The sequence below is a fragment of the Streptomyces sp. NPDC036984 genome, assembly GCF_055607665.1.
In genome coordinates this window covers 26,258-38,472 of record NZ_JBVJRL010000038.1, presented here as the reverse complement: position 1 = coordinate 38,472, position 12,215 = coordinate 26,258, and the positions used below count along the sequence as shown (strand labels likewise).

The 12,215-nt window shown below is 74.2% G+C and carries 6 protein-coding genes; all 6 read left to right on the top strand.

What is annotated here, in order from left to right; genetic code table 11:
- Positions 1-6,443: type I polyketide synthase (locus ACZ7DL_RS37660; protein WP_470781402.1), on the top strand; the 6,443-nt coding region annotated here is incomplete at its 5' end.
- A 43-nt stretch (positions 6,444-6,486) separates the two neighbouring features.
- On the top strand, positions 6,487-7,284 hold the full coding sequence (locus ACZ7DL_RS37655; protein ID WP_470781401.1) for an arylamine N-acetyltransferase family protein: 798 nt from the start codon (positions 6,487-6,489) through the stop codon (positions 7,282-7,284).
- Between the two features lie 56 nt (positions 7,285-7,340).
- Complete coding sequence (locus tag ACZ7DL_RS37650; protein WP_470781399.1) at positions 7,341-8,684, top strand: NAD(P)/FAD-dependent oxidoreductase; 1,344 nt, start codon at positions 7,341-7,343, stop codon at positions 8,682-8,684.
- Between the two features lie 122 nt (positions 8,685-8,806).
- Positions 8,807-9,883 (top strand): 3-dehydroquinate synthase family protein, encoded by a 1,077-nt coding sequence (locus ACZ7DL_RS37645; RefSeq protein ID WP_470781397.1) that lies wholly within the window; start codon positions 8,807-8,809, stop codon positions 9,881-9,883.
- Positions 9,880-11,298: a 3-deoxy-7-phosphoheptulonate synthase gene (locus tag ACZ7DL_RS37640; RefSeq protein WP_470781396.1), complete on the top strand. Its 1,419-nt coding sequence runs from the start codon at positions 9,880-9,882 to the stop codon at positions 11,296-11,298. The genes ACZ7DL_RS37645 and ACZ7DL_RS37640 overlap by 4 nt, the downstream gene beginning before the upstream one ends.
- Positions 11,295-12,155, top strand: a complete 861-nt coding sequence (locus tag ACZ7DL_RS37635) for a shikimate dehydrogenase family protein (RefSeq protein ID WP_470781394.1) — start codon at positions 11,295-11,297, stop codon at positions 12,153-12,155. The genes ACZ7DL_RS37640 and ACZ7DL_RS37635 overlap by 4 nt, the downstream gene beginning before the upstream one ends.
- The last annotated feature ends 60 nt before the right edge of the window (positions 12,156-12,215 follow it).

Genomic DNA, 12,215 nt, shown 5'->3' with positions numbered 1-12,215 from the left:
GGTACGTGCCGCGGCTGGCGCGAGTGGCCCCGGCGGACTCGGCGCAGCCGGTGCTGGATCCGGAGGGCACGGTGCTGGTCACCGGCGGCACCGGGTCCCTGGCCGGTCTGCTGGCCCGGCATCTGGTCGAGCGGCACGGTGTCCGCCACCTGGTGCTGGTGAGCCGTCGCGGCCTGGCCGCCGACGGTGCGGGGGAGTTGGTGGCCGAGCTGGAGGCGCTGGGGGCCGCGTCGGTCGCGGTGCCCGCCTGTGACGTGACCGACCGGGACGCGGTGGCCGCACTGCTCACCGGACTGACCGGACCCCGGCTGACCGGTGTCATCCACGCGGCCGGTGTGTTCGACGGCGGTGTGGTCGGCGAGCTGGACGCGGAGCGGCTCGCCCGGGTGTTCGCGCCGAAGGTGACCGCCGTCCAGCACCTGGACGAGCTGACCCGCGAACTGGCCCCCGATCTCGACGTGTTCGTGACCTACTCCTCCGTCTCCGGTGTCTTCCTCGGCGCCGGCACCGGCAGTTACGGTGCCGCGAACGCCTGCATGGACGCGCTGATGGCGCGCCGCCGGGCGGCCGGATTCCCGGCGCGGTCGCTCGCCTGGGGCCTGTGGGAGCAGACCACCGGCATGGGCGCCGACCTGGACGACCTGTCCCGCAGCCGGATGAGCCGCCGTGGCGGTGTGCTGGCGCTCGGGCCCGAGGAGGGCATGCGGCTGTTCGACGCGGCGCTGGGCAGCGGACAGACCCTGCTCGTGCCGGTCAAACTGGACCTGCGGGGCCTGCGGGCCGACGCGACCGCCGGGGCGACCGTGCCGCCGCTGCTGCGCGGGCTCGTCCGCGCGGGCCGACGTGCCGCGCGCGGTACCGGACGCGAGGGTCGGAACGGACTGGCCGGGCGGCTGGCCGGGCTGGCCCCCGCCGAGCGCGAGGCGCTGCTGCTCGACCTGGTCCGCACCCATGTGGCGAACGTCCTCGGGCACTCGGGACCCGACCGGGTCCGGGCCGAAACCGCCTTCAAGGACGCCGGGTTCGACTCCCTCACCTCCGTGGAACTGCGCAACCGCCTGCGCGAGGCCACCGGACTCAACCTGCCCGCCACCACCGTCTTCGACTATCCGACCCCACTCGCCCTCGCTCGGCATCTGGACGAGGAGTTCCAGGGCGTCACCCCGGCCGCGCCCGCGCCGACGGCCCTGCCGCACGACCCGGACGAGCCGGTCGCCGTGGTGGGCATGGCCTGCCGACTGCCCGGCGGGGTCGGCAGCCCCGAGGACCTGTGGCGGCTGGTCCGCGAGGGACGCGACGGGGTCACCGGCTTCCCCACGGACCGCGGCTGGGACCTCGACACCGTCTTCGACGCCGCCCCCGAAAACGCCGGGACCGCATCCGCCGGGACCTCGTCCGCCGGCCAGGGCGGGTTCCTGCACGAGGCACCGTTGTTCGACCCGCTGTTCTTCGGGATCTCGCCCCGCGAGGCGGTGGCCATGGACCCGCAGCAGCGGCTGCTGCTGGAGACCTCCTGGGAGGCGCTGGAGCGGGCCGGCATCGACCCCCTGTCACTGAAGGGCACGGACGTCGGCGTGTTCAGCGGCATCATGGGCGTCGACTACTACGCCGGCGGTGAGGTGCCGGACGAGGTGGGCGGGTTCGCGCTGACCGGCGCCGGGGCGAGCGTGGCCTCCGGCCGGGTGTCGTACGTCTTCGGCTTCGAGGGCCCCGCCGTGACCGTCGACACGGCCTGCTCCTCCTCACTGGTCGCCCTGCACCTCGCGGCGCAGGCACTGCGCGGCGGCGAGTGCTCCCTGGCGCTCGCCGGCGGCTCCACGGTGATGGCCGGCCCCGGGATGTTCCTGGAGTTCTCCCGGCAGCGGGCGCTGGCCTCGGACGGGCGGTGCAAGTCCTACGCCGACGCCGCCGACGGCACCGGCTGGGCCGAGGGCGCGGGTGTGGTCGTACTGGAACGGCTCTCGGAAGCGCGGCGCAAGGGGCACCCGGTGCTCGCCGTGATCCGCGGCAGCGCCGTCAACCAGGACGGCGCGTCCAACGGGCTCACCGCCCCCAACGGGCCCTCCCAGCAGCGCGTCATCCGCAAGGCGCTGGCCGCCGCCGGACTGACCCCGGCGGACGTGGACCTGGTGGAGGGCCACGGCACCGGCACCGTCCTCGGCGACCCGATCGAGGCGCAGGCCCTGCTGGCGACCTACGGAAAGGACCGGGATCCGCAACGGCCCTTGTGGCTAGGTTCGTTGAAGTCGAACATCGGACACGCCCAGGCCGCCGCCGGGGTCGCCGGTGTGATCAAGGCCGTGCAGGCCCTGCGGCACCGCGAGATGCCCCCGACCCTGCACGTCGACGCGCCCTCCTCCCAGGTCGACTGGTCGGCCGGCGCGGTGGAACTGCTCACCGAGGCACGGGAGTGGGCCGACCCGGGGCGGCCGCGGCGGGCCGCGGTGTCCTCGTTCGGGCTGAGCGGTACCAACGCGCACCTGATCCTGGAGGAGGCCCCGGAGGAGGCGGAGCAGCCGTCCGCGCCCGAGCCGGCCGGGGTCGTACCGCTCGTGGTCTCGGCCCGCGGCACCACGGCGCTCGCCGGGCAGGCCGCACGGCTCGCCGCGTTCCTCGGTGACACCGGCGCCGCGCCGGCGGACGTCGCGGCCGCGCTGGTGACCCGGCGGGCCGTGCTGCCGGAGCGGGCCGTGGTGGTGGCCGGCACCCGCGAGGAGGCCCTCGCCGGACTGGACGCGCTCGCCCGCGGCGAGAGCGGGGCCGCCCTGGTCACCGGCAGCCCCGCCGCCTCGGCCGGCGCCGGAAAGGTCGTCTTCGTCTTCCCCGGCCAGGGCGGCCAGTGGGCCGGCATGGGCCGCGAACTGCTCGACGCCTCTCCGGTGTTCGCCGAGCGGATCGCCGAGTGCGCCCTGGCGCTGGAGCCCTGGGTGGACTGGAGACTGGAAGACGTGCTGCGCGGCGAGGTGCCGGCCGACCTGCTCGGGCGCACCGACGTCGTCCAGCCGGCGAGCTTCGCCGTGATGGTCGCGCTGGCGGCCGTATGGGCCGCGGTCGGAGTCGTTCCGGACGCGGTGGTGGGCCACTCGCAGGGCGAGCTCGCCGCGGCCTGCGTCGCCGGAGCGCTGCCGCTTCAGGAAGCGGCACGGCTCGTGGCCCTGCGCGCCCAGGTGATCGCCGAGCGGATGTCCGGGCACGGCGGCATGGCCGCCGTCGCCCTGCCCGAGGCCGAGGCGGTCGCCGCCGTCGCACCCTGGGCCGGACGCGTGCACGTGGCCGCGGTCAACGGCCCCTCCTCGATCGTGGTGGCCGGGGACGCCGACGTGCTGGACGAGGTCGTCGAGACGCTGGCGGCCCAGGGCGTCCGGGCCCGGCTGATCGCGGCCGACTTCGCCTCCCACACCCCGCACATGGAGGCCGTGCGCGAACCCCTCGTCAAGGCGTTCGCCGACGTCCGCAGCCAGGCCCCCCTCATCCCCTTCCACTCCACCGTCACCGGCGAGCGCGTCACCGAGGCCGGCGCCCTGGACGCCGACTACTGGTACCGGAACGTGCGCCACCCGGTGCGCTTCGGGCCCGTCGTCACCGGCCTGCTGGAGACCGGGCACACCGTGTTCGTGGAGGTCGGCACCCACCCGGTGCTGGCCCCGGCGATCAGCGAGAACACCGACGGCGCCGACGTGCTGGTGACCGGCACCCTGCGCCGCGACGACGGCGGCCCCCGGCGGCTGCTCACCGCCATGGCCGACCTGTTCGTCAAGGGCGTCCCGGTCGACTGGACCGCCGTCCTGCCGGCCACCGCACGCCCCGTCGACCTGCCCACATACGCCTTCGACCACCAGCACTACTGGCTCCCCGCCCCGGCCGCCGCCGGCGACGCCGCCTCGCTGGGCCTGGCCGGCGCCGACCACCCGCTCGTCGGCGCGGTGGTCGAGGTCCCCGACACCGGCGGCGTGCTCTGCACCTCCCGGCTGTCGCTGCGCACCCACCCCTGGCTCGCCGACCACGCCGTGGGCGACGTCGTCCTGCTGCCCGGCACCGGACTGGTGGAACTCGCCGTCCGCGCGGGCGACGAGGCCGGCTGCTCCACCCTGGACGAACTCGTCATCGAAGCCCCGCTGATCCTGCCCGCGCAGGGCGGGGTACGCGTCCAGGTCGGCGTCGGCGGCCCCGACGACACCGGCTCCCGTACCGTCACCGTCCACTCCGCGCGCGACGGCGCGGCCGGCGCCGACGGCTGGACCCGGCACGCCACCGGCGTCCTCACCCCGGCCCCCCGCACCCGGGCCGCCGCACACCCCGACCTCACCACCTGGCCGCCGCCCGGCGCGGAACGCGTCGAGGTGACCCCGGACGACTTCTACGCCGGACTGCGCGACCACGACTACCGGTACGGGCCGGTCTTCCGCGGCCTGCGCGCGGTGTGGCGGCGCGGCGAGGAACTCTTCGCCGAGATCGCCCTCCCCGAGCAACAGCACGAAGCGGCCACGGAGTTCGGCATCCACCCCGCGCTCCTCGACGCCGCCCTGCACACGAAGGCGTTCCTGAACAGTGGCGAGCACCGCACGATGCTGCCCTTCGCCTGGAACGGGCTCACCCTGCACGCCTCCGGGGCCGCGTCCCTGCGTATCCGGGTCACCCGGCCCGCGCCGGACGCGCTGTCCCTGGAAGCCGCCGACGAGACCGGCAGCCCGGTCCTCAGCGCGGACTCGCTGGTGTTCCGCCCGGTCGCCCCGGAACAGCTGCGCGCCGGCACCGGTGGCGACATGCTCTTCGGCGTCGACTGGGTCCCGCTGCCCCGGCCCGAGGACACCGAGCGGCCGTCCTGGCTCCGGCTGTCCACCGCGGAGGAGGTGGCCACCCTCGCCGAGGACGCCCTGGGCGGCGCGGAACTGCCCCGCGCGGTCGTCCTGGACGCCACGACGACCGGACCGGACGACACCCCGCTCGCCGTGACGGACCGCACCCTGGAGGTCGTCCAGACCTGGCTCGCCGGCGGTGGCCTGGACGACACCCGGCTGGTCGTCCGCACCCGGGGCGCGGTTCCCGCGGGCGGCGAGGAGACGGTCACCGACCCGGGCGGCGCGGCCGTCTGGGGCCTGATCCGCGCCGCGCAGTCCGAGAACCCGGACCGGATCGTCCTCCTCGACACGGACACGGACGCGGACGCGGAGCCGGCCGACCCGGGCGCGTTGCTCGGCGCGGTGCTGGCGACGGGTGAGCCGCAGGTGGCCGTACGGGGTACGGCGCTGTACGTGCCGCGGCTGGCACGGGTCGCCTCGGCCGGGTCGGCGCAGCCGGTGCTGGATCCGGAGGGCACGGTGCTGGTCACCGGCGGCACCGGGTCCCTGGCCGGTCTGCTGGCCCGGCATCTGGTCGAACGGCACGGTGTCCGCCACCTGGTGCTGGTGAGCCGTCGCGGCCTGGCCGCCGACGGTGCGGGGGAGTTGGTGGCCGAGCTGGAAGCGCTGGGGGCCGCGTCGGTCGCGGTGCCCGCCTGTGACGTGACCGACCGGGACGCGGTGGCCGCACTGCTCACCGGACTGACCGGACCCCGGCTGACCGCCGTCGTCCACGCGGCCGGCCTCTACGACGCGGGCGTGGTCGGCGAGGTCGAACCCGAGCGCCTCGCCCGGGTGTTCGCGCCGAAGGTGACCGCCGTCCAGCACCTGGACGAACTCACCCGCGAACTCGTCCCGGATCTGGACGCGTTCCTCGCCTACTCCTCGGTCTCCGCCCACTTCCTCGGCGCCGGCACCGGCAGTTACGGTGCCGCGAACGCCTGCATGGACGGGCTCATGGCGCGCCGCCGGGCGGCCGGATTCCCGGCGCAGTCGCTCGCCTGGGGCCTGTGGGAGCAGACCACCGGCATGGCGGCCCGCACCGACGAACTCACCCGCGGTCGGCTCAGCCGCCGCGGTGGCCTCCTGGCCCTCGCCCCCGAGGAGGGCATGGCGCTGTTCGACGCCGCCCTGGGCAGCGACCGGACCCTGCTCGTCCCGGCCAAGCTCGACCTGCGGGGCCTGCGCGCCGACGCGGCCGCCGGCACCGCCGTACCGCCGCTGCTGCGCGGACTCGTCCGCGCGGGCCGGCAGTCGGCGCGGGCCGCCGTCACCGGAGACGAGCGGCGCCGGCTCACCGAACGCCTCGCCGGGCTGCCCGCGGGCGAGCGGGCCGAGGCCCTGCTGGAGCTGGTCCGTACCCAGGTGGCCGTCGTCCTCGGTTACGCCGCCACCCACCGGATCGACGCCGGCCAGGGCCTGTTCGAGATCGGCTTCGACTCGCTCACCGCGCTGGAACTACGCAACCGGCTCAGCGAGTTGACCGGTACCAAGCTCGCCGCGGGCCTCGTCTTCGACCATCCGACGCCCGTGATGATCGTCGCCCATCTGACCGAGCGCATGTACGGCGAGGACACGACCGGTCCCGTGGCCCTCTCCGTCTGAGGCGTCCACCGACCGCACCGACCCGAAGGGAGCAGATGACCGCATGTTCGACGTGGATGCCTACCTCCGCCGCATCGGCTGTGCCGAAGACGTGTCGCGGCCCGACCTCGACACCCTGCGCACGCTGCACAAACGGCACATGATGGCACTGCCGTACAACGTCGCCGGGCAGGGCTTCGAGAACGGCGTGAACCTCGTGGACGTCGACGAGGACGAGGTGTTCCGCACCGGCGTCATGGAGGGCCTGGGCGGCACCTGCTTCCAGCTCAACCGGCTCTTCCACCGGCTCCTGTCCCACCTGGGCTACGAGGTCTCCCTGCTGGCCGCGAGCACCGCCGAGGGCCGGGAGAACTTCGGCACCGAGATCGAGCACATGTTCATCCGGGCCGTCCTCGACGGCGAGGAATGGCTCGTCGACGTCGGCTACCCCGGACCGTCGTACCTCGAACCGCTGCGCGTCTGCGACGAGGTGCAGACCCAGTACGGCTGCCAGTACCGGCTCGTCCGCAAGGACGACGGCGAGATCGCCCTCCAGCGGCGCGGGCGCGTCACCCGGTGGGGCACCGTCTACACGTTCCGGCTGCTGGCCCGCCAGTACCACGAGTGGAAGGAGCTGGAGGACCGGGCCCGCGCCCACCACGCCACCGCCGCCGAGGACGACGGCCAGGGCACCCTGTGCGGCCGGACGTTCGACAACGGCCAGGCCGTGCTCAAGGGCCGCCGGTACCTGGTCGTCCGGGACGGCCGCGAACGCGTGCGCACCGTCGTGGACGACGGGGAACACCACCGGCTCGTCGCCGCGATCCTCAGCGGCGACCTCGACACAGGCAACCCCGCCTGACCCGGCGGCACACCCAGCACACCATCGTCACCAGCGAAAGAACGGAAGGACATTCCATGGCGAACAACTCGGCCGACGTGGTCGTCATCGGCGGGGGACCGGCCGGCGCGGTCAGCTCCTACCTGCTGGCCAGGCAGGGACACTCCGTGGTGCTCCTGGAACGCGACGAGTTCCCGCGCTTCCACATCGGCGAGTCGCTGCTGCCGTACATGATGGGCCTGTTCGACCGGATCGGCATCCGGGAGGAGGTCGAGACCCAGGGGTACGTCCCGAAGTTCGGCGGTGAGTTCATCGACCCCACCGAGACCAAGTTCTTCTCCGGCGTCTTCCGCGCCGACTTCGGCAAACAGGGCGAGGGCCGCTACGACCGGGCGTTCCAGGTCGAGCGGGCCAAGTTCGACGGCATGCTCGTGGAGGAGGCCGCCAAGGCCGGTGCCGAGGTGCACCTCGGCGCCACCGTCGGCGAACTGCTGATGGAGGGCGACCGCATGGTCGGCGTCCGCTACACCAAGGACGGCGAGGAGCACGAGGTCCGCTCCCGGTACGTCATCGACGCCAGCGGCCGCGCCGGGCGCATCGCCCACAAGTTCGGGCTGCGCAAGACGCTGGAGAAGCTCCGCATGGTCGCCGTGTTCCGGCACTACGAGGGCCTGGACGAGAAGCACAACCTCGGTGTCGAGGGCGACATCCAGGTCGGCGCGCACGCCGACGGCTGGGTGTGGGCCATCCCGCTGTCCGAGGACGTCATCAGCGTCGGCACCGTCATGCCCCGCGACGTCTTCCGTGCCTCCACCCCGGAGCAGGTGTTCGAGGAGCACGTCGCCCGGGTGCCGCGGATCACCGCCCGGCTCACCGGCACCCGCCCGATCATGGACCTGAAGATCGAGACCGACTACTGCTACCACACCGACACCGTCACCGGCCCCGGCTGGATCATGGTCGGCGACGCCGGCTGCTTCGGCGACCCCATGTTCTCCGGCGGGGTCCTCGTCGCCTCGGCCACCGCGGTCCGCGCCGCCGAGACCATCGGCGAGGCCCTGAAGAACCCGCAGGACGCCGACCGGCTGATCGACGAGTACGAGGGCTTCTTCAAGACCGGCTACGACACCTACATCCGGCTCATCCACGCCTTCTACGACGGTGAGCTCGTCGCGGTCGCCGCCGACGCAGGCCGCACCACCGACCGCGAGGCGCTGGAGCGCTACATGATCCGGCTGATCGGCGGCGACTTCTGGAGCGAGCACAACGCCGTCGCCCAGGAGATGCGCCGGCGTTCCGAGTGGGACACCTTCGCGCCGTTCCAGCGGGTCTTCGGCTGCCCGTCCTACCCACACCTGGACGAGCAGGACCGCAAGGAACGCGCCGAGTCCCGCATCCGCCGGGTCACCGCCGGCCAGTAGCCCCACCGGGCAGCAGCCCTCCGGGGCATGTCCACCACGGAGACCCGGCCGCGGCGGCCCGCCGCGGCCGGGCTCCAGGCGACCGACCGAGTCCGCGCGCTACCGAACAAGGTGAGGCGGAAGTGACAAGACAAGTCCCGGTGCGCTTCGGCGACCGGTCCTACGAGGTGCTCATCGGCCCCGGAGTGCGCTCCGCCCTGCCCGGGATCATCGGGAAGCTCGGCGCCCGGCGCGTCGCGGTGGTTTCGGCCCGCCCCGTCGAGTGGGTGCCCGAAACGGGGGTGGAGACGCTGCTGCTGCCCGCCCGGGACGGTGAGCCGGACAAGAACCTCACCACGGTGGAGAACCTGTGCGCCGCGTTCGTGCGGTTCGGGCTGACCCGATCCGACGCCGTCGTCTCCATCGGCGGCGGCACCACCACCGACGTCGTGGGCCTCGCCGCCGCGCTCTACCACCGCGGGCTGCCCGTCGTGCACCTGCCGACCAGCCTGCTCGCCCAGGTCGACGCCAGCGTCGGCGGCAAGACCGCCGTCAACCTGCCCGAGGGCAAGAACCTGGTGGGCGCCTACTGGCAGCCCGCCGCCGTCCTGTGCGACACCGACTACCTGACCACCCTGCCACCCCGCGAACTGCGCAACGGGCTCGGCGAGATCGCCCGCTGCCACTTCATCGGCGCCCCCGGCCTGCACGGGCTGCCGCTCACGGAACAGATCGCGGCCAGTGTGACACTCAAGGCGGGCATCGTCTCCGCCGACGAACGCGACACCGGCCCCCGGCACCTGCTCAACTACGGCCACACCCTCGGCCACGCCCTGGAGGCGGCCACCGGCTTCGCCCTCAGGCACGGCGAGGGCGTCGCCATCGGCACCGTCTTCGCGGGCCTGCTCGCCGGCACCCTCGGCCGCATCACGCCCGACCGGGTACGCGAACACCGGGAGGTGGTCGCCTCCTACGGCCTGCCCACCGCACTGCCCGACGACGCCGAGCCCGGCACGCTGATCGGCCTGATGCGCCGGGACAAGAAGGCCCGTTCCGGCCTCACCTTCGTCCTGGACGGCCCGGCCGGCGCGGAACTCGTCGCCGACGTACCCGAACGGGCCGTCGCCGAGACCCTGGCCCATATGGAGCGCGCCCCCCTCGACCGGCTCGTCGCCACCGCCCCGGCCGGGGCCGCAGGGACGGAGGCGGCGGTGACATGACGTACACACCACGGTGGCCGCCCGACACCCCCGGGCGGATCCGGTGGCGCGCGGTCGAACGGCACCTCGCCGACCGTCTCGCAGCGGCCCTGGCCAGGCCCGCCGCACAGCAGCCCGGCTGGCCGGACCCCGACCGGGCCCAGGCCGTGGTCCGCCGGCTGACCGCCGGCGAACCCCTCGTCACCCCCGCCGAGACCCGGCGGCTGCTCGACCGGCTCGGGGCCGTCGCCCGCGGCGAGGCGCTCCTGCTCCAGAGCGGTGACTGCGCGGAGACCTTCGCCGACACCACCGAGCCCCACCTGCGGGCCAACCTCGGGCTGCTGCGCCGCATGGCGCTGGTCCTCACCCACGCCGCCGGCCTGCCCGTCGTCACGGTGGCCCGCGCCGCCGGACAGTACGCCAAACCCCGCTCCGCGACCGTCGACACCCACGGCCTGCCCGTGTACCGGGGCGACATCGTCAACTCCGCCGAACCGACGCCCACGGCCCGCACCCCCGACCCGGAACGCATGGCACGGGCCTACACGCACGCCCGGGAGGCGACGGCCGTCGTCCGCCGGCTCGCCCACGGCGACCTCGCCGACGCCCACGCCCTGCACGAGGAGAACCGGCGCTTCGTCGCCACCGCGCCCGGGGGCCGCCGGCACACCGCACGGGCCGCCGAGATCGGCCGCGGGCTGCGCTTCATGACCGGCATCGGCGCCCCCGCCCCACGCCTCGGCGAGATCTACACCAGCCACGAGGCCCTGCTGCTGGACTACGAACGCACCCTGCTGTGGATCGACACCGCAGGACCCGAACCCCAACTGTCCAGCGGGCTCGCTCACTTCCTGTGGATCGGAGAGCGCACCCGGCGGCCCGACGGCGCGCACATCGCCTTCGCCGAACTCCTCGCCAATCCCGTCGGCGTGAAGATCGGCCCCGCCACGACACCCGAACAGGCCGTGGAGTACGTACGCCGCCTCGACCCGCACGGCGTGCCCGGCCGGGTCACCCTGATCAGCCGGATGGGCCACGACCGGGTGCGCGAGGTGCTGCCGCCGATCGTGGAGAAGGTCACCGCCTCCGGCCGCCAGGTGATCTGGCAGTGCGACCCCATGCACGGCAACTCCCGTACAACTCCCGCCGGTTACAAAACCCGGCACTACGAGCACATCCTCGACGAGATCACCGGCTTCCTCGAGGTGCACCGCGCCCTCGGCACCCACGCCGGCGGTCTGCACCTGGAGTCGACCGGCGAGGACGTCACCGAGTGCCTCGGCGGCGCCCGCGGCCTGACCGAGACGGACCTGCCCACCCGCTACCGCACCGCCTGCGACCCCCGCCTCAACGCCGAACAGTCCATGGAACTCGCCTTCGCCGTGGCGGAGCTGTACACGGCCGCGGCGGCACCCAGCACGGAGGCAGCACGATGACCGACACCGCCCGGCCCACCGGACCCGGCACCGCGCCGGCCTCCGGCACCCCGCTGCAAACCCTCGTCAGCGGAACCACCCGGCTCTACGCCGTCCTCGGCGACCCCGTCGGCCAGGTCCGGTCACCCGGGTTGCTCAACCCGCTCTTCGCCCGCCTCGGCATCGACGCCGTACTGGTCCCCGTCCACGTCCGCCCCGACGACCTGGAGACGGTCGTACGAGGACTGATGCGCGTCGGCAACCTCGACGGCCTGTTCGTCACCGTGCCGCACAAGACCGCCGCCGTCCGGCTGACCGACCGGCGCAGCCCCACCGTCGAGATCACCGGCAGCGCCAACGCCCTGCGGCGCGAGGCCGACGGCTGCTGGCTCGCCGAGAACTTCGACGGCTCCGGCTTCGTCTCGGGCCTCGTCCAGGCCGGCCACCAGCCGAAAGGCGCCAAGGTCGCGCTGGTCGGCGCGGGCGGAGCCGGCAGCGCCATCGCGGCCGCCCTGCTCGGCGCGGGCGTGGACCGGCTGACCCTCACCGACCCCGACACCCCGCGGCTGACCACGCTCGCCGACCGGCTCACCGCCCACTGGCCCGGCCGCGTCCACACCGCCGCCCGGCCCCCGCTGGCCGACAGCGACATCGCCGTCAACGCCACCCCGCTCGGGCTGCGCCCGGACGACCCGCTGCCCTTCCCGCCGCACGAGCTGCCACCCGGCGCCGTCGTCGCCGACATCATCATGAAACCCACCGACACCCGGCTGTTGCGCGAGGCCGCCGCACACGGACTCTCCGTGCACCACGGACACCACATGCTCACCGGCCAAGTCGACTCCTACCGCGCGTTCTTCGGCCTCCACACGCCCTAGTCGGCCCGCCTCCGGCCTACTACCAGACCGAGGGATGGGAGGCCCGGCACGCCGCGTCCT

What these genes read in the sequence shown, in the direction of transcription:
- ACZ7DL_RS37655 (WP_470781401.1), top strand. Translation starts at nt 6,487, where the DNA reads ATGTTCGACGTGGATGCCTACCTCCGCCGCATCGGCTGTGCCGAAGAC.
- ACZ7DL_RS37650 (WP_470781399.1), top strand. Translation starts at nt 7,341, where the DNA reads ATGGCGAACAACTCGGCCGACGTGGTCGTCATCGGCGGGGGACCGGCC.
- ACZ7DL_RS37640 (WP_470781396.1), top strand. Translation starts at nt 9,880, where the DNA reads ATGACGTACACACCACGGTGGCCGCCCGACACCCCCGGGCGGATCCGG.
- ACZ7DL_RS37635 (WP_470781394.1), top strand. Translation starts at nt 11,295, where the DNA reads ATGACCGACACCGCCCGGCCCACCGGACCCGGCACCGCGCCGGCCTCC.